The following is a 17,996-nucleotide window of genomic DNA, read 5'->3' as shown; positions in this document are numbered from 1 at the left end:
GATCAATGCAGGAACACATACACGCGCACGCACACCGCACACTAAGGAGACCGTCATGAGCATCGCTACCTACACCGTGAAGGGCATGACCTGCGGCCACTGCGTGAGCTCGGTGAAGGAGGAGGTCGGCGAGGTCGCCGGCGTCACCTCCGTCGACGTGGATCTGGCCAGCGGTCTGCTCACGGTCGACAGCGATGGCCCCGTCGACTCGGCCAAGATCACCGCGGCGGTCGAAGAGGCGGGATACGAGGTGGCGGGATACGAGGTGGCGGGCCGAGCATGAACGCGCCGGGCAGGATCGGCGCCTACGTCCTGGGGCTGGTCGTCGTCTTCGGCGGTGCTCTGGGAGTGGGTCGGTTGGTTGGCCCCGATCCCACGGTTGCTCAACCCCCCATGCAAGCCGCCCAGGAAACCAACGGCCACGCCGCTCAGGAAGCCCACGGGCACGCCGCTCAAGAAGCCCACGGCCACGCCGCGCGCCCGGTGAGCGGCGACACCCCCGGAGGGCTCCAAGTGTCGCAGAACGGCTACACCCTCGACCCGGTCGCCACGATGATCACGCCCGGCCAACCCACAGACTTCCGGTTCACCGTGAAGGGCCCCGACGGCGAGCCGGTGACCCGCTACCGGACGGAGCACGACAAGAAGCTCCACCTCATCGTCGCCTCCCGCGACCTCGTGAGCTTCCAGCACGTACACCCGGACCTGGCCCCCGACGGCACCTGGTCGGTCAAGCTGACGCTCCCCAAGGCGGGCCCGTACCGCGCCTTCGCCGACTTCACCCCCGAGGGCGGCGGGAACCTGACGCTCGGCGTGGACCTGCAGGCCGAGGGCGACTACCGGCACGAGCCGCTGCCCCACGTCAGCCGTACGGCCGCGGTCGACGCCTACACCGTGAATCTCGCGGGAGACCTGGTCCCGGGCCGCGCCGGCAAGCTGACGCTCACGGTGAACAAGGACGGCGAGCCGGTGACCGACCTGCAGCCCTACCTCGGCGCGTACGGTCACCTGGTCGCTCTGCGGGCAGGTGACCTGGCCTACCTGCACGTGCATCCGGAAGAGAGCGGCAAGGCCGGGCCGGAGATCACCTTCTACGCGGAGGCGCCCAGCGGCGGCGACTACCGGCTGTTCCTGGACTTCCAGCACGACGACAAGGTCCGTACGGCGAGCTTCACCGCGACGGCCACGCTGGCGGACGGCCACGCGCCGTCCGCCACCCACGACCACAAGCACTGAGTCTCAGGCAACCGCCCCCGCGAGCGAGCGCTGCCCCCATCTGACGGCCGGTGCCATCGAGGCGCCGGCCGCCACGAACACCGCGCCGAGCAGCAGCCACCCGAGTGTGCCGCCGCCAAGCACCAGCGTGGTGAGCACGACGGGCCCGAGCATCCTCGCCACGGCCACGCCGGTGCCGAAGAACCCCTGGTACTGGCCCTGCTTGTCGTCAGGGGCGAGGGCGAAGCTGATCTCCCAGGCCCCGGAGGCCAGCAGCATCTCGCTGTAGACCTGCAGCCCGGCCGCCACCAGCAGGAACAGCCACCCGTACGGGCTCAACGCGAACACCGCGCAGGCCGCGAACATCACCAACCCGGCGTTCCGCACCGACAGAGAGGCGGAACGCAGTCCCTTCACGCGCCTGGCCACCCGCACCTGGAAGAGCAGCACCGTGCCGGTGTTGATCAGCAGCAGCACCGAGACCATCCAGGTGGGCGCGCTCGTCCGGGAGGTGATCCAGAGCGGCACGATCAGGCTGAGCAGCGGCATGTAGAAGAGCATCACGGCGTTGATCAGCGTGACGAGCGCGTAGGGACGATCCCTGAGCACGGCGAGCCGAGGGCCGGAGGCGACCTGAGCGACCCGTACGGCAGGCAGCCTGAGCAGGAGGAGGGCGGCGACCAGGAAGCTCAGGGCGTCGAGTGCGAACACCGCCGCGTAGGCGGCGTGCGTGCCGAGGTGGAGGGCGAGCCCGCCCAGGGCGGCGCCGACGGCCAGGCCGCCGTTGAGCGTGGACTGCAGGACGGCCCGTACGGCCGTGCGCTCGGCGGGGGCGATCAGCCCGGCGAGCAGGGCCTGGCGGGCGGCCGACAAGCCGGTCTGCGCCGTGCCGTACAGGCAGGCCACGAGGACGAACAGCGCGAACGAGCGGACGAGCAGGAACGAGGCGACCGCCGTGGCGGTCGTGAGCGCGAGCAGCACGGCGACTCCGCGGGGCCCGCGCCGGTCGGCCAGATGGCCGAGCGGCACGCCCGCCACCGAGCCGACGGCCCAGCCCAGCGTGAGGCCGAGGCCGATCTCGGTGGCCGGCAGTCCGACGATCCTGGCGAAGTAGAACGCGGAGGTGACGAGGTAGACACCGTCGCCAATGGAGTTCGCGAGCTGGGCATAGACCAGGATTCGCCGATTTTTCATGGCTTGTACGAAGGCGGGGTCATCCGGGTGGAGACGGCCAGACGGTTCCAGAAGTTGATGGTGGCCACAGCCACGATCAGCGCCGCCAGCTCCTTCTCAGCGAAGTGGGCAGCCGCCCGATCCCAGATCTCGTCCGTGACGTCATCGGTGGAGAGCCTGGTGGCGGCCTCGGTGTAGGCAAGGGCGGCGCGTTCCTGCTCGGTGAAGAACGGCGACTCGCGCCAGACGGCGACCGAGTGCAGCCGGGCGTCGCTCTCCCCCGCCTGCCTGGCGTCGGCGCTGTGCGCGTCCACGCAGTAGACGCAGCCGTTGATCTGACTGGCGCGCAGCAGCACCAGGTACAGCAGGGGCTTGGGGAGCGCGCTCTCCTCGACGAAGCTGTCCAGCGCGCCCGCGTGCCGGTAAACGTCGCCAACCAGCGGTCCGAGATTCATTCGTGGTGTCATGCGCCCATCTTGGAGCCCATTTTGTCCCGAGATAAGCTCCAATTTCCGGCAAACTGATTGGGCCAAGATGGACGTCCACATCACCCTGAAAGGCCGAGGCGACCTGGCCGCACAGGTCTACCGGCAGCTCCTCGACGCCATACTCGACGGCCGGCTCAGGTCGGGCGAGCGGCTCCCCCCGACCAGGGAGCTGGCGCGGAGGCTGGAGATCTCCAGGAACACGGTCGCGGTGGCCTACGACCGGCTGGTCGCCGACGGGTTCCTGGTGGGGCGGGCGGGAGCGGGCACGTTCGTGTCGGCGGAGCCGGTCCGCGGCAGGGCGGCACCGAAGGGAGTCGTGCGCCCGCGGGCGTTCTGGCGGGAGGTGGAGGCTCCGAAGGCCATGCAGGGCGCCCGGTACGACTTCCGCGTCGGCGTACCGGACCCCCGGCTCTTCCCGATGGAGACGTGGCGCCGGCTGGTGGCCCGCGAGCTGCGGGTGAGCGCCGCCGCGTACAACCGCCCTTCCGGATATGAGCCGCTGAGAGAGGCCATCTCCCGGCATATCGGCATCAGCCGCTCGGTCCACGCCGGCCCCGACGACGTGCTGATCACGAACGGCGCCCAGCAGGCGCTCGACCTCATCGGCCGCGTCCTGATCGAGCCGGGCACCTGCGTGGCCGTCGAGGAGCCCGGCTACCCGCCCGCCCGCCTGCTGTTCCGCTCGCTCGGCGCCCGGGTGGCCGGAGTGCCGGTGGACGCGGAGGGCATCGATGTGCGGGCCATCCCCCGCGCCGCCCGCATCGTGTACGTCACGCCTTCGCACCAGTTCCCCCTGGGCACGCCCATGTCGCTGGCCCGCCGCGCCGCCCTCCTCGCCTGGGCCGAGCGCCGCAGGGCGGTCGTGATCGAGGACGACTACGACAGCGAGTTCCGCTTCGGGGAGCGCCCGCTGGAGCCCCTTCAGAGCCTCGACCGCGCGGGGCGGGTCATCTACGTGGGCTCGTTCTCCAAGACCCTGCTGCCCATGCTCAGGCTCGGCTTCCTCGTCGCCCCCGCCTCGCTCGCGCCCGCGCTGCGCGCGGCCAAGCAGCTCTCCGACTGGCACAGCGACGTGCCCACGCAGGCGGCGCTGGCCCGCTTCATCGACGAGGGGCTCCTGGCCAGGCACATCAGGAAGGCGACCCGCGAGTACGCCGCCAGGCACGCCATGATCGCCGAAACGCTGGCCGGTGACGAGCGCCTGCTCCTGATCCCGTCCACGGCAGGTCTGCACCTGTGTGCCCGCCTTGCCCCGGGAGTGTCCGTACGGCCGGTGCCGGGCCTGGCCGTGGAGTCCTTGGAGGCGTACTGCGGCGAGAGTCCGGCACAGCCCGGCGTCGTCCTGGGCTACGGCGAGATCACCAGGGACGACATCCCCGAGGGGCTGCGGCGCCTAAGGATGGCGGCGGCTCCAGAAGCGGCGGGCCCGCTCCCCTGACAGCTGGGGATCGTCGGGCGGCGACGGCTGCTGCACGATGACGACCGTGGTCCTCGCATGCCGGGCGCAGTACATGCTGGTCGAGGGCAGGAAGATGCGGCTGAGCAGCCCGCGCCGGCTCCGCCCGAGCACCAGCAGGTCGCCCTCGCGGGCCAGGTCGACGAGATGGTAGCCGGGATCGCCGACCCGGCCGACCACGACTGTCTTGATGTCGTCGGGCATGCCGCCTGCGACGTCGTCGAACACGCCGGCGACCACTTCGGTGCAGCGTGCTTCCTCGCCGGCTCTGAGCGCGTGCTGGACGGGCAGTGCCTCGGGGAAGGGATGGACGGGCGCGCGGCTGACGTGCACGGCGACCAGGGCCATCCGGTGCAGCCTGGCCGCCCCGATGGCCCAGGCCAGCGCCCAACGCGAGGCCGGGGACTCGTCCACCCCCACTATCAGCCTCGCACCGCCGGGCAGATCCTGTTCCACGGTGCCTCCTGTTAAGAAGTACGACCATAGTGCGCCCGCCAGTCTGTTACCGGGAGGTGGCACTTTTCGAACTATGGAGTCCCTCGCGACACCCGGCGTAGCATGCGGGAGTGGACCGAGGGTGGGTGCGACCCCGTCCCGCCCTCGACCGGCGGCTCGACGGGGCGCTGACGTACAGGCTCACCTCGCTCGTAGCAACTACAGGCTACGGGAAGTCGACCGCCCTGGCGGGTTGGAGCCTGGCCGTCGGTGCGGTGCTGCACCGGCTCGGGCCCGCCGACCGCGATCTCCCCACGCTGGCGGGAGCGGTGGCGTCGGCCCTGTCGGAGAAGGTGCCCGGTCTGCCCGCCGACCTGGTGACCGCCGCGGGGGCCCCGCTCGGCCCCGACGCCGACGAGCTGTCCAGGGCGTCGGCACTGGCGGGCGCGCTGGCCGAGGCGCTGGCCAGGCAGTTGCGGCGCGGGCTGGCCCTGGTCTTCGACGACATCGACGCCATCGCGGGCGCGCCGGGCTCCGTCCGGTACGTGGAGACGCTGGTCCGCGCCGCCCCCAGGCATCTGCACCTGGTCACCGCGTCGCGGGCGCCGCTGCCGTTCCCGACCGCCCGGCTGCGCCAGGACCACGAGGTGCTCGACTTCGACGCGACGGATCTCGCGCTCACCCCGGACGAGACCGCCGCCTGGGCGCGCGACCGCCTGGGCGAGCAGGGCGCGGCCATCGCCGCCACGCTGCACGACGCCTGCGGCGGCTGGCCTGCCGCCGTACAGGCCGCGCTCGACACGCTGGCCCGCGAGGACCTCGCCGACTGGCCCCGCACGGCCGCCGGCCTCGCCGCGAACTCCGCCACGCTCGAACGCCTCACGCTCGCCGCGTTCAAGGACCTGCCGCCGGCCATGCGCGAGCTGCTGCGTGCCGCCACCGTCCTGCCCGTGCTGACCGCCGAGCTGGCGGCCGCGCTCGGCGCGCCGCCCGACACGCTCGACTCGCTGACCAGCCGCGGGCTCTTCCTCGAGGCCGGCCAGGACGGCCACCGCCTGACCTCGACCAGCAGGCACGTGCTGACCAAGCACGCCCCGCTAGACAGGAACGAGGCCCACGACGTGGCGGCGGTCGCGTCCCGCTGGTACGTCGAGCACGACCAGCCCGAGCTGGCCCTGCGCGCGGCCGTCGCGACCGAGCATCCGGGTCTGGCGGCCTCGCTTCTCGACTCGTACGGCCTGCGCCTGGCCGAGCGCGGCGACGTGCTCGGCGCGCTGGAGCTGTTGCCCGAGGCCGCCAGGCACTCGCCCCCCATGGTCAAGCTGGCCGGCATCGCCGAGCAGCACCGCGGCCACTGGACCCGCGCCCGCGAACTGCTCGCCCGGGCCGCCGAGGGCCCGGCCTTCGACGCGTGCGTGGCGAGAAGGCTCGGCCTCATCGACCACCTGCGCGGCGACCTCGACGCGGCGCTGGCCATGTACGCCGGCGGCCACGAGTACGGCCTGCCGCCCGCCGACGCCGCCATGTGCGCCGCGTCCAGGGCATCCGTGCTCTGGCTGAAGGGCGACAGGGCAGGTTGCGCGGCGCTCGCGGACAAGGCGCTCGAGCAGGCCAGCAGCCTGGGCGACGCGAGCGCGCTCGCGATGGCCAACACGGTGCTGGCCATGCTCGCCGCGCTCGACGGCGACCGCCGCGCGAACGACGCCCACTACCTGCGCGCCCTGGAGCACGCCGAACGCGCGGGGGACATCGTCCAGCTCATCCGCATCCACGCCAACCGCGCCTCCCGCCATCTCGACGAGGGCGCCTACGCCGAGGCGCTCGCCGAGACGGAACTCGGCGGCAGGCTGTCCGACCTGGTGTCGTTCGCTCCCTACGCCGCCCTGAACGTCTCCAACCGCGCCAAGGCCCTGATCGGCCTCGGCCGCCTGGAGGAAGCGGCCACGGAGGCCGCCGACGCGGTGGCCAGGTGGGAGGCGATGGGCTCCAGCCTGGTCGGCACCGGCCTGAACAGGCTCGCGGAGATCCATGTGCTACGCGGCGACCGCAGGACGGCGGCCGCGATCTACCGGCGGATCATTGCGGACTCGGCGCCGTCGGGCGAGGTGCAGTCGCTGTCCAACGCGCTCAACGGCCTCGCCGAACTGCTCGCCGGCGACGAACCGGAGGAGGCCGCCCGGGTGGCCGAGCAGGCGCTCGAGCACACCGAGGGCATCGCGGGGGTGGCCGCCAGGGTCGTGGCCGCCCGCGTGGCGCTCGCGGGCGGGCGGCCCGGCGCGGCCAGGGCGCTGCTCGACGAGGCCGAGCCCGTCGCGGTGAGCCGCAGGGACCACGCGGCGCAGGCCGCCGTCGCCGAGGTGCGGGCCGAGCTCGACGGCGACGCCCGGCTGGCCGACGAGGCGGTGCGCAGGTGGACCATGCTGGGCGACCCGATCGGGCAGGCCAGGGCCGAGCTGGTCAGGGCGGCCCTGGCCGACCCGGCGACCGGCGGCGGCGTGGCCGCACGGGTGCGCGAGCGTATGCACGCGATCGGCTGCCGGGCGCTCGACGACCGGATCGACGCGCTGCTCGCACGCGCCGCTCCCGCGCCGGGCGCGAGAGTGACCGTCGAGACCATGGGAACGTTCCGGGTGCTGCGCGGCGGCGTGCCGGTCCCCCGTACGGCCTGGCAGTCGCGCAAGGCCCGTGACCTGCTGAAGATCCTGGTCAGCCGGAGAGGCAGCGGGATCGGCAGGGAGCGGCTGGTCGAGATCCTCTGGCCCGACCAGGAGGGCGAGGCGGTCGGGCTGCGGCGGCTGAACGTCATGGTGTCCACGCTGCGTGCGGTGCTGGACCCGGCGCACGAACGGCCGGCGGACGAGATCGTGGTCTCCGATGAGGGCGCCTTGCGGCTGGACCTGTCGAACGTCGACGTCGATGTCGAGAAATTTCTGGATCTGGTGGCTGAGGCCGTACGGCTCGATCAGGCAGGGCGTACGGCCGAGGCGCTGGAGCGGTGGGCAGCGGCCGAGAGCGCGTACGGCGGGGAGTTCTGCGAGGAGGACCCCTACGCCGACTGGGCCGTGGGGCTGCGCGAGCAGGCCCGCCTGGCGTACACGCATGCGGCGGCGCGGCTCGCCACGGCGCGGGCGGAGGAGCGGCGCTACGACGAGGCCGCCCGCTACTGGCTGCGGCTGCTGGAGCGCGACCATTACGACGAGCGTGCCCACCTCGGCCTGGTGCGGGTGCTCGACCGGGCGGGCCGCCGCGGCGACGCGCGCAGGCGCTACCACCTCTACGCGGAACGCATGCGCGAGCTGGACGTCGAGCCCGCCCCGTACCCCGCCTGAACCAGACCTGAACCGGCCGGCGAGATGGTTTCCAGATGAGAACGGTCATCGTCCGGCTGGTCGAGCCCGAGCAATCCGGCGGCCAGCTCCGCGGGCTGCTCGAAGAGGTCGGGGGCGAGGCGGTGCCGTTCGCAGGCGCGGACGCGCTCATGGAGCTGCTGCGTGCCGCCGCCGGTTTGGCGACGGCTCCCCAGCGACCGGGCCCGCTCACGTAGTGAGGCCATGAACACAGCGCTCCACGACCTGAACCAAGCGCGAACCCTCGTCACCACGATGGATGTCGAGAGGAGGCGCGATGAGCGAGCAGGGGAGCGGTTGGCCGTTCGTCGGGCGAGGGGGGCCGCTCGCGGCCGTACGTGCGGCGCTGCGGTCGGGAGCAGGCATGGTGATCGCCGGCGAGGCCGGGGTCGGCAAGAGCAGGCTGGCGGCGGAGGCGCTGGCCGGGTTGCCGGGGTACGAGGTGGTGCGGGCGCTGGGCACGGAGACCGCGTCGATGATCCCGTTCGGCGCGTTCGCGCACGTGCTCACAGGACCGCCGCGGGGCAGCGAGAACCTGCTGCACTGGGCCGCCCGCCACCTGCGCGACCGCGCGCGGCGGGCCGAGCTGCTGGTGAGCGTGGACGACGCGCAACGGCTGGACCCGGCCTCGGCGGCGCTGGTGCACTACCTGGTGGAGAGCGGCACGGCACGCGTGGTGGTCACGGTGCGCTCCGGCGAGCCGCAGCCGGCCCCCGTGGCCGCGCTGTGGAAGGACGAGCTGCTCGACAGGATCGAGCTGCAGCCGCTGACCAGGGACGAGGTCGGGCAGGTGCTCGCGGGCGCGCTCGGCGGCGAGGTGGCCGCGGAGACCGTACGTCACCTCGCTCGGGTCAGCGAGGGGAACATGCTCTACCTGCGCGAGGTCGTGCAGGCCGGGCGCAACAGCGGCTGCCTGGCCGAGCGGGACGGCCAGTGGCGCTGGCGGGGCGAACTGTCCATGTCGACCCGGCTGCGCGAGCTGGTCGGCGAGCGGATCGGCCATCTCGACGAGGACGAGCGCGAGGTGCTTGAGCTGGTGGCGTTCGGGGAGCCGCTGGGCACGGAGCTGCTGGCGTCGCTGACGTCGGCTCGGGCGATCGAGCGGGTCGAGGACCGCGGCCTGGTCGTGGCGGTGAGCGAGGGCAGGCGCGAGCAACTGCGGCTCGGCCACCCCCTCTACGGCGAGGTGGTACGCGGCGGCTGCGGCACGTTGCGGACCCGGCGGCGGCTGCGGATGCTGGCCGGCGCGCTGGAGGCCAGCGGGTTGCGGCGGCGCGAGGACGAGCTGCGGGCGGCCGTGTGGCGGCTGGACAGCGGCTCTGCCGCCGCCCCGGAGACGCTGGTGTCGGCCGCCCGGCTGGCCTGGGGCAGGCAGGATCCCCGGCTGGCCGAGCGCCTGGCGAGGGCGGCGATCGAGGCGGGGGCGGGCGTGGCCGCGGTCGCGCTGCTCGGCGAGGTGCTCATGGTGCTGGGCGACGCGGACTCGGCGCTGGCGACGCTGCGGCGGGCGGCACGCGACGCGGTCACCGAGGCCGATCGCGCCCAGTACGCCTTCAGCCTGGGCATCAACCTGGCTTGGGCGGGCGCGGACGCCGAATCGTGCGAGGTGCTCGACATGGCCGCGCGAACGCTGACCGAACCCGCCTGGCTCCAGGAGGCCCACATCTACCGTGCCGTGGCCGACTGCTTCGCCGGTCGGCTGACCGGGGCGGCGCGGTCGCTGACGCGATCCCGTACGTTCGGGCCGATGTCGGTGCGAGCCGAGGCGCACGCGGCGTCCATGGAGGCGTGGGTGGCGGCCTACTCCGGGCGTGCCGAGGCCGGCCTGGCCGTCGCCGAACGGACGCTGGGCGGCGTGGCGGGCTGGCGGGACGAGGCGCCGCACGCGCTGCCGAGCTTCCTGGACGCGCTCTGTGCCGCGCAGACGTTCTCCGGACGGCTGGACGCGGCGGCCGGCACCGCGGAGCAGGGGATGGAGTTGCCGGCCGCCGAGCTGTCAGTGTCGGGGTTCGCGGCCTGGCGGGCGACGGTCAGCCGGTTGCGCGGGGACGTCGCGGGCGCGCTGCGCTGGTGCGGGGACGACCTGGCCAGGATGCCCGCCAGGGAGCCGTACCTGGGGCGGGTGCTGGCCGAGCAGGCGCACGCGCTGGCGCTGCTCGGCCGCACGGCGCAGGCTCGGGAGGTGCTGGCGGAGGCCTCGGTGCCGGCGTCCAGGTGGGCGTTCACCCGGCAGCACGCGATGCAGGCCGCGGTGTGGGTGGCCGCGGCAGACGGCGACCTGGACGGGGCGGTACGGCTGTGCCTGGCGGCCGCGGACCACGCGGAGCGGCACGAGCTGTACGGCAACCTGATGTTCGCGCTGCACGACCTGGTGCGGCTGGGAGCCCCGGCGGCGGACCGGCTCTCCGCGCTGGTGGGCCGGGTGGACGGGCCATTGGCCGGGCTGCTGTCCAGGCACGCGCGGGCCATGGGCGATCCGGCTTCGCTGGGGACGGTGGCCGAGGAGTTCGAGCGGTCGGGGATGCTGCTGTACGCGGCCGAGGCCACGGCGCAGGAGGCGGCGGCGTACCGGGACGCGGGCCGCGGCACCCTGGCCAGGGGCGCGCAGACCAGGGCATGGGCGCTGGCCAGGCGCTGCCCGGGCGTGTCCACTCCGGCGCTGGTCGAGCTGGCCACGCCCGAGCTCACGCCGCGCCAGCGGGAGATCGTCAAGCTCGCGGCGGCCGGCCTGACGAACCGGCAGATCGCCGACCGGCTGACGCTGTCCACGCGTACGGCCGCCAACCATCTGCAGGCGGCGTACGACAAGCTGGGCGTGAACGACCGCACGCAGGTGGGCCGGCTGCTGGCGTCGCTCTAAGTGGCTAGATGAGCTTCAGCAGGCCGTCGTACAGGGTCCGCCGCTCGTCCTCGGAGAGGATCTCGTACGGCGCGGCGGCCCGCAGGTTGGTGTCCGCCTCGATCCGGGCACGGACGGGCCCGTCCCGCAGGCCGACGATCTCGGCCGCGGACAGGCCCTCCGCCTGCCAGGCCGCGGCATGCGCGTCGGCACGGTGATACCGGAGTACGGCGAGCCGGTTGAACAGCAGCACCCCGGGGGCGGTCCCGTCCGGCTCGTAGGGGGGCGCCATCAGGGCCAGCGCGCCTCCTGGCACGCGTTCGGCGTGATCGAGCGCCCTGCCTGCCAGCCGGGCCAGCCCGGGCAGATCGTGTCCGGTCCAGATCCGCTCGACCACGGCGCCGTGCAGGTCGTACAGGCGCCGGATGAACTCCAGCCCCGCCGTCGTCACCCGCAGCGCCCCCTCACCGTCCTCGGCCAGGGCGCCCTCGCGGAGGTGCTCCTGGATGCCGGACTCGCGCCCCTCGGCGTCGCCGTACCGGTAGATCGTGCCGAGGTCGGTCCGGGTGAGTGACCGGAGCGGCAACATGAAACGCAGGTCGTGCAGGAACCCCGGGCTCACACCGGAGGCCTCGGACAATTCGGTGACCGCCCTGCGAGCCGAGGCATGCACGTTGACGTGGGCCGCGTCGATGACGGGGGCAATCGCCGCCGCGTATCCCGCTAATTCCCGAAATTTCGGCATCGGCCGCCATTATGCCCCTCCTCGGCCTTCGCGTAGGTGGGCTCCGTGCCACCCGCCCGTTGCCCTGCTGGGTGGTGGGCCTGCTGGAGCCCGCCCCGAACCAAAGGTCCTCCCTTGGGGGCGTGGCCAGGCGACAGCACGCAGCCTGGGTGTCCCCCATTCCACTTCGCCAGGGCCTGTCCCGTGAACTTTCTACTGCGCCGATCGAGCGTGGACCTTGGCGGAGTCGAACTCGACGTATTCGATGATCGCGCCGCCGGGGTGGCGGATCGTCAGGTTGCGTCCAGTGGGGACTTCGTTCGGGCCATCAAGGGTGTCGCCTCCCTCGCGCTCGACGATGGCGAAGACATCATCGAGGCTGTCGACGATGACGGTGGCCTGCACGTCGCGGTAGGGCGCCAGCGCCTCTGGGGTGCCTGAGACCAGGAGGTAGTCGCCGATGCTCGCCAGTTCGAGGTTCCGGTAGGAGAAGCGCAGCCCCGGCCGGGCGGCGGTGAGGGCTTCGAAGGTGGGCAGAGCGGTGTCCAAGTCGTCGACATAGATGCGGGCGTAGGTGGTACGGGTGGCCATGCGAAAGCACTCCTTGATCATTTCCATTTTCTCGAAATATGGAAATGATCCTATGCTGGTCGGATCGCGACATGTCACCTCAGACCGACATCAGGAGAGCGGGATGCGATCGCCGACCGAGCCCAAGACGGCAGACATGGATCTGGTCGCCGTGCTACACGCGCTCGGCGATCCCGTCCGCTTGGGCCTGGTCTGCCGGATGGCTGCAGACGGCGAGGTGCCCTGCAGCCCGCCACACCTGAACGTCCCGCGTTCCACGCTCTCCAATCACTGGCGCATTCTGCGTGAGGCGGGCATCACCTCGACTCGCTCCGAGGGCAAGGCCCGCTACATGACGCTGCGTCGTGACGACCTGGAGGCTCGCTTTCCGGGCGTGTTGGAGACGATTCTCTCGGCCGCCGCACCGGGTCAGCTGACGATGCCAAGCACCTTGGGCCCGTGCACCTTGAGGGCGGACCCCTTGCGGTCGCGCATCACGAAGAGCGCCGGTCCATAAGGCGCGGACGCCGAGCCGAGCCGGCACAACCGGTCGAAGAACCCCAGGTGGCCCCATTTCTCACCGTCGAAATCAGCCGGATAAAGCCGCAGCGGCGGACTTTGGGCCGGGCGTGACGATGATTCGCCGGTAAGGTCGGCCACATGTACTCGACGCGGGTCTCTCAGTACGTGAACGCGCCGCGTTCGGCCATTTACCAGGCGCTCGTGAATGCGGACGCGATCGCAAAATGGCGGGCGCCGGCGGGTATGAGCAGCCATGTCCACGAGTTCGACGCCCGCGAGGGCGGCTCGTTCCGGATCTCGCTCACCTACGACGCACCCGGACCAGCCGGCAAGTCGGCATCGCACACCGACACGTACCACGGCCACTTCGCGGAGCTCGTTCCGGACGAGCGGGTGGTCGAGGTGCTCGAATTCGAGACAGCGGATCCCGCGCTGCGCGGAACCATGACGATGACGACGACGCTCACCGACGCCGGCGACGGCACCGAGGTCGTCATCGTGCACGACGGGATTCCCGACGCCGTGCCCGCCGCCGACAACGAGACAGGCACGCGGATGGCCCTGGCGAACCTGGCGGCGCTCGTAGAAGCGGGCCATGCGTCAGCTCCCACCGAAACTGCAAGGCAAACACCGCCAGGTGGCTTCAGCCGCCGCCAGAGCCACTGACCAACTTTTGACCTCGAATCTCTCTACGAAGCCACGGCGACAAAGGCGGTGTCGAATTCATGTCTGTGGCCGGCAAATCCGTCAGGTAAGGGCTCCTAGCAAAACGCGACGCAGGTCGTCATGCGATAGCTGGTCCAAGACGTCCGGTGAATGGTCACTCGCGGCTTCGAGCCAGGCCCAGCGCTCTTGCCCGCGCACGGGAGCGCAAATAGCTGTGGTACAGCGCTGTAGCCCTCCCGCGAATCGGTGACATTCAAATCGAAAAAACGAAGAAGTTGGTTCTCGACATATGGCTCTCCCCCGGCAGCGATGCCTGGTGGGCCAGCGGGTGCTCCGGGTTTGATGAAGCTGTGATCTTCTTCGCCTGTTGTGTGCGTGTTCGTCGCGCACGACACCGAATGCCGGTCACTTCGACACCGCCCGAGATCCGGGGCGGGGCGTGTCGGCGAGTTTCGGCGCCGGGTGCGTGAGGTTCTGGTTCTCAGGGCTGTGTGACGGGCTGGTTTGCGATCGCAGAGGCTGCGCAGGAGGCAAGGTCCTCGCGTAGCCGGCGCTGCCGCTCCTGCGACAACGGCGCGAAAATCTGCCGTTCGACGGCGCGCACGGCGACACTGGCCGCACGCAGCGTCGATTGTCCTGCTCGGGTGAGCTCGGTAGGCAGTGCACGCCCGTGAGCGGCGTGAGCAGGCCGGGTGAGCAGGCCCCGCTCTTGTAGCCGGCGAAGGACGACGTTCATCGACTGGCGCGTGACGAAGGCGCGGCGGGCGAGTTCGGAGTTGGACAGTCCCGGATGCTGGCCGAGCAGTTCGAGGCATGCGTATTGGGCAACGGTGAGACCCAGCGGGCGCAGCACTTCATCCATCGCGGTGTGCAGTGAGGCTTGCACCTGCTTGAGGACGTAGCCCACCGACTGGTCAAGGTCGCCAACGGCCTCTTCTTGCGTCATGTCAGCAGTATGACATAGCTTGTATGTCAGAATGCCTGACATACAGAAGGGATCGGCTATGAGTGGGCAGGTCACGTACTTTGAGCTGCCGAGCAGGGACATCGAAGCAACCCAGCGGTTCTGGGGCTCGCTGTTCGGCTGGACGTTCTATGAGGGCAACTTCCCGGGTTACTCGATGATCCAGGGACCCGAGCCCATGGGCGGATCGCCGCACGATGATTCGTCACGGCACCCGCGCGTCTTCTTCGCTGTCGACGACATCACCGCGGCTGTCGCTCGGGTGCGCGAACTCGGTGGCACGGCAGAAGATCCGGTCAATATCCCGTCTGGTGCCTACGCCCACTGCAAGGATGATCAGGGCGTGGAGTTCAGCCTGTCCCAGCAGGCAGGTAACCGCGATTGAGTCGCACCGAGACCACCGGATCAGGACCGAAGGGGTCCGGTCACCTCCTCAGGCCGCTACTTCCGCTGGCGCTGGCCGCCTTCGCGGTCGGCACCGACGCGTTCGTGATAGCCGGTCTCCTGCCGGCCATTGCCGCCGACCTTGAGGTAGGTCTGCCGGCCGCCGGCCAGCTGGTGACCGTGTTCGCGCTGACGCTGGCTGTCGCTGCACCGGTACTGAGTTGGCTGTTGAGCCCACTGGATCGTCGCAAGGCCTTGCAGCTGGCGCTGATCGTGTTCGTCGTCGGCAACGTCGTGACCGCGCTCAGCCCGACCTACCTGCTGGCGTGGCTGGCCCGGATTCTCACCGCAGTCGGGGCGGCCACCATCACGGCCACCGCGTCGAGCGCGGCTGTCGCGATCACGCCTGCCGAACGGCGGGGGCGTGCCATGGCGCTGGTCATCGGTGGGCTGACCTTGTCAACCGCGCTGGGCATGCCTCTCGGCAACTTGATCGGCAGCGTCGACTGGCGCCTCACGCTCTGGGCCGTCGCGGCCCTGGGCGTCGTTGCCGCGATCGGCATCTCGGTGGCGTTGCCCAAGGTCATGCTCCCGGCGACAAGCCTGACGGCCCGCCTGGCACCGCTGCGCCAGCCCAAGGTGCTCACCATTCTGGTCGTGACCCTGCTGGTGATGGCCGGGCACTATACCGTCTACACCTACATCGGAGCCGTGACCGCGGGCGCCACGACCGGATCCTTTCCCCAGGCCATCACCATGATCCTGTTCGTCTGGGGCGTCGGGGTACTGGTCGGCAACTTCCTCGCCGGCCATCTCGCCGACAACCTTCCGGGACGCGGGATCGCGCTCGCAGCACTAGCCGGCGGCACTGTGCTGCTCGCGATCAGCCCACTCACAGTCAGCCACCTGGTTGTTGCGTGCGTATGGGCCGCGATCTGGGGCACAACCGACGGGATGGTTTCCGTCGTGCAGCAACACCGGCTGGTGACCCTTGCACCCGCCTCGGCACCGGTTCTCCTTGGGCTCAACTCCTCCGCGATCTACCTCGGAGTTGCGATGGGTGGTGGACTTGGCGGTCTGGCTCAAGACTGGCTGCCGGTCACCGTGCTCGGCGTTCCCGCTGCCGTCCTGGCATTGCTCGCCACCACCATCACCCTCGCCGAGGGGAGAATCGACACGGTGAAGGCCTCACTCAGGGCAGCCGAGAACCGCCGCTGACGCAGCCAACGGGCTGTCCGTAACGCCAATGGATTAAGACCGGCAGGGTGGAAACTGCTCGCCGCGATCCGGCGCGATGCCCGGTCGGGTCTGTCGAACCGTGCGCTACCACGCAAGCACGGCTTCGGGTATCACACGGTCGCCGCTGCGTAGAACTCGGAGTGACCCGAGCCACGTTGCGCGGGGGCTGGTGTTCCGGTTGAGGATTTCCTTACGGAACACCAGCTCACTCCCTCCACCTTCACGCCCGTCTCCCTCACGAGATCACGGCGCTCGTGATGCCCGCACTCCCGAAAGCCGTACATGAGCGATCTTGGCCGTTCGCGGACCAGGCGATCCGCCAGATCGCCGGGAAGCTGTTCCTGTCCCCCGGACCGTCGGTTTGCATCCGTTCCGCGCATTCCCGAAGCTCCGCGTCACCGCTCGAGGAGATCTGAGCAGCGCGCTGGCGTCACCTCAGGCTCATGGCCCGGCTTGACGGCGGTCGTCTCGTCGCGCAGGAAATTCCGGTGAATCGGGCAGTCCGCCTTGTTAGGGTGCCCGCATGCGTTCTCGGCCGGCCTTGCTACCGCGCTCGACACCGGCGGCTTCGGGGGTCTCGTCCCGTTCGATCGCCGCGTTGCTGGACCGGCTCGAAGCACAATCCGTCGAGCTCCACTCGATCATGGTCGTACGCCACGGTCACGTCGTGGCCGAGGGCTGGTGGGCGCCGTACTCGGCCGAGCGCCCGCATCTGCTCTACTCGCTGACCAAGTCGTTCACCTCGGTCGCGGTGGGGCTCGCGATCGCTGACGGGCTGCTCTCGCTGGACGATCGGGTGGTGGACGTGTTGCCCGACCACGTTCCGGCCGACATCTCGGAGCAGGGACGCCGCCTCACCGTTCACCACCTGCTGTCCATGACGGCCGGGCATAGCACGGACAGCCTCGCCGAGGCCTGGCAGCTGGAACCGGGCGACCTGGTGAAGGGCTTTCTGCGTGTGCCGTTCTCCGAGCCTGAGGGAACCCGGCACACCTACGACAATGCGACCACTTTCGTCCTGGCCCGGATGGTGGAACGGGTCACCGGGCGCGGCCTGCCGGAGCTGCTCGACGACCGCCTGTTCCAGCCGATGGGCGTCGACCACGCCGAATGGGATCGGGTGGCGAGCGGCGCCGCCTTCGGATTCCACGGGCTGCACCTCACGACCGAGGCCGTCGCCGCTTTCGGCGAGTTGCTGCTGCGCGGAGGCGTCTGGGGCGACCGCCGGCTCGTCCCGCGCGAATGGGTGGAGCTCGCGACCAGACGGCACGTCGAGACCCGGCAACTCGAGGACAACTCGGCTAACCCCGACTTTCTCTGCGGGTACGGCTACCAGTTCTGGATGTCGCGTCACGGTTACCACGGTGACGGCGCCTTCGGCCAGCAATGCGTGGTCGTCCCGTCCCACGATCTCGTGGTCGCCGTGACCGCCGCCGTAGGGCAGACACACGCACTGCCCGGCATCTTTTGGGACTGCCTGCTGCCCGGCCTGGATGACGTGGGAAGCGCCCGGGACGACGAGATCCTCGCCGATCGGCTGCGGCGGCTGTCGCTCGCGCCGGTGCCGGGTTCGGCTGCCCCTTCCCGTTCCGGTGCGGCGAGGATCGACGCCTCCGCCGAGGATTCGGCCCTGCCTGACGGAACCACGGTGGCCGTCGAGCCGGTGGACGGCGGATGGCACCTGCAACTGGGGGCGTCCCTCAAGGTCGCCGTCGGCCACGGCGAATGGCGGGAAAGCTCGCCACTCGGCCGCCCGGTCGTCGCCGTCGGCGCCTGGCAGGGCAACACGTTCGTCGCCGACCTCTACGTCATCACCACCCCGCACCGGGTCCGGCTGGTGCTCGACGCCGACGCGGGGACAGCGGTGGCGACGTGGAGCACCGTGCCCTTGACCGGCCCCAGCCTGGAGTTGCATCTGCGGTCGCCGCTGATGACCCGGCCCGACGTCGCCTAGGTGATGGTGACCGGGGCATC

The 17,996-nt window shown here is 70.9% G+C and carries 17 protein-coding genes; 11 read left to right on the top strand and 6 right to left on the bottom strand.

The features are described from left to right. Positions 1–55: 55 nt before the first annotated feature. Positions 56–283: a heavy-metal-associated domain-containing protein gene (locus ACIBVN_RS46085; RefSeq protein ID WP_397146681.1), complete on the top strand. Its 228-nt coding sequence runs from the start codon at positions 56–58 to the stop codon at positions 281–283. Next, entirely contained in the window at positions 280–1,236 is a 957-nt protein-coding gene (locus ACIBVN_RS46080) for a hypothetical protein (protein WP_397146679.1), read from the top strand. The genes ACIBVN_RS46085 and ACIBVN_RS46080 overlap by 4 nt, the downstream gene beginning before the upstream one ends. A 3-nt stretch (positions 1,237–1,239) precedes the next feature. Here the strand turns inward: ACIBVN_RS46080 and ACIBVN_RS46075 are convergent, their stop codons facing one another. Next, positions 1,240–2,409 carry an MFS transporter gene (locus ACIBVN_RS46075; RefSeq protein WP_397146677.1) on the bottom strand — a complete coding sequence of 390 codons (1,170 nt, stop codon included), beginning with the start codon at positions 2,407–2,409 and terminating at the stop codon, positions 1,240–1,242. After that, positions 2,406–2,843 carry a carboxymuconolactone decarboxylase family protein gene (locus ACIBVN_RS46070; RefSeq protein ID WP_397146675.1) on the bottom strand — a complete coding sequence of 146 codons (438 nt, stop codon included), beginning with the start codon at positions 2,841–2,843 and terminating at the stop codon, positions 2,406–2,408. The genes ACIBVN_RS46075 and ACIBVN_RS46070 overlap by 4 nt, the downstream gene beginning before the upstream one ends. Before the next feature lie 79 nt (positions 2,844–2,922). On the opposite strand from ACIBVN_RS46070, the gene ACIBVN_RS46065 reads away from it, so the two are divergent. After that, positions 2,923–4,314, top strand: a complete 1,392-nt coding sequence (locus tag ACIBVN_RS46065; protein WP_397146673.1) for a PLP-dependent aminotransferase family protein — start codon at positions 2,923–2,925, stop codon at positions 4,312–4,314. Here the strand turns inward: ACIBVN_RS46065 and ACIBVN_RS46060 are convergent. Continuing rightward, positions 4,270–4,788, bottom strand: a complete 519-nt coding sequence (locus tag ACIBVN_RS46060; protein ID WP_397146671.1) for a universal stress protein — start codon at positions 4,786–4,788, stop codon at positions 4,270–4,272. The genes ACIBVN_RS46065 and ACIBVN_RS46060 overlap by 45 nt on opposite strands. Before the next feature lie 110 nt (positions 4,789–4,898). On the opposite strand from ACIBVN_RS46060, the gene ACIBVN_RS46055 reads away from it, so the two are divergent. The 3 genes from ACIBVN_RS46055 (at position 4,899) to ACIBVN_RS46045 (ending at position 10,974) form a co-directional block, all read left to right on the top strand. Next, entirely contained in the window at positions 4,899–8,096 is a 3,198-nt protein-coding gene (locus tag ACIBVN_RS46055; protein WP_397146669.1) for a BTAD domain-containing putative transcriptional regulator, read from the top strand. A 35-nt stretch (positions 8,097–8,131) separates the two neighbouring features. Beyond that, a complete protein-coding gene (locus ACIBVN_RS46050; protein ID WP_397146667.1) occupies positions 8,132–8,311 on the top strand; it encodes a hypothetical protein in 180 nt (59 codons plus the stop codon). Positions 8,312–8,391: 80 nt separating this feature from the next. Beyond that, entirely contained in the window at positions 8,392–10,974 is a 2,583-nt protein-coding gene (locus tag ACIBVN_RS46045) for a LuxR C-terminal-related transcriptional regulator (protein ID WP_397146665.1), read from the top strand. Positions 10,975–10,978: 4 nt separating this feature from the next. Here ACIBVN_RS46045 and ACIBVN_RS46040 read toward each other — a convergent pair whose 3' ends face one another. Together ACIBVN_RS46040 and ACIBVN_RS46035 are read right to left on the bottom strand one after the other, a co-directional pair. Continuing rightward, on the bottom strand, positions 10,979–11,698 hold the full coding sequence (locus tag ACIBVN_RS46040; RefSeq protein ID WP_397146663.1) for a hypothetical protein: 720 nt from the start codon (positions 11,696–11,698) through the stop codon (positions 10,979–10,981). Between the two features lie 192 nt (positions 11,699–11,890). Beyond that, positions 11,891–12,268: a VOC family protein gene (locus ACIBVN_RS46035; protein WP_397146661.1), complete on the bottom strand. Its 378-nt coding sequence runs from the start codon at positions 12,266–12,268 to the stop codon at positions 11,891–11,893. A gap of 103 nt (positions 12,269–12,371) precedes the next feature. On the opposite strand from ACIBVN_RS46035, the gene ACIBVN_RS46030 reads away from it, so the two are divergent. Continuing rightward, entirely contained in the window at positions 12,372–12,764 is a 393-nt protein-coding gene (locus ACIBVN_RS46030; RefSeq protein WP_397146659.1) for an ArsR/SmtB family transcription factor, read from the top strand. 143 nt (positions 12,765–12,907) lie between these two features. Then, positions 12,908–13,435, top strand: a complete 528-nt coding sequence (locus ACIBVN_RS46025; protein ID WP_397146657.1) for an SRPBCC domain-containing protein — start codon at positions 12,908–12,910, stop codon at positions 13,433–13,435. Between the two features lie 481 nt (positions 13,436–13,916). On the opposite strand, the gene ACIBVN_RS46020 is transcribed toward ACIBVN_RS46025, so the two are convergent. Next, entirely contained in the window at positions 13,917–14,381 is a 465-nt protein-coding gene (locus ACIBVN_RS46020) for a MarR family winged helix-turn-helix transcriptional regulator (protein ID WP_397146655.1), read from the bottom strand. Positions 14,382–14,439: 58 nt separating this feature from the next. On the opposite strand from ACIBVN_RS46020, the gene ACIBVN_RS46015 reads away from it, so the two are divergent. The 3 genes from ACIBVN_RS46015 to ACIBVN_RS46005 all read left to right on the top strand — a co-directional run bounded on the left by ACIBVN_RS46015 (position 14,440) and on the right by ACIBVN_RS46005 (position 17,976). Then, on the top strand, positions 14,440–14,784 hold the full coding sequence (locus ACIBVN_RS46015; RefSeq protein ID WP_397146653.1) for a VOC family protein: 345 nt from the start codon (positions 14,440–14,442) through the stop codon (positions 14,782–14,784). Continuing rightward, the gene (locus ACIBVN_RS46010; RefSeq protein ID WP_397146651.1) at positions 14,781–16,001 is read left to right on the top strand and encodes an MFS transporter; all 1,221 of its coding nucleotides are present in this window, start codon (positions 14,781–14,783) and stop codon (positions 15,999–16,001) included. The genes ACIBVN_RS46015 and ACIBVN_RS46010 overlap by 4 nt, the downstream gene beginning before the upstream one ends. 544 nt (positions 16,002–16,545) lie before the next feature. Then, positions 16,546–17,976, top strand: a complete 1,431-nt coding sequence (locus ACIBVN_RS46005) for a serine hydrolase domain-containing protein (RefSeq protein WP_397146649.1) — start codon at positions 16,546–16,548, stop codon at positions 17,974–17,976. Positions 17,977–17,996: the final 20 nt, after the last annotated feature.

The sequence above is a fragment of the Nonomuraea sp. NPDC049400 genome (assembly GCF_044466425.1).
In the GTDB taxonomy this organism is placed as follows: Bacteria; Actinomycetota; Actinomycetes; order Streptosporangiales; family Streptosporangiaceae; genus Nonomuraea.
Note: the sequence above shows the minus strand (reverse complement) of the source record. Positions and strands in the feature narration are given on the sequence as shown.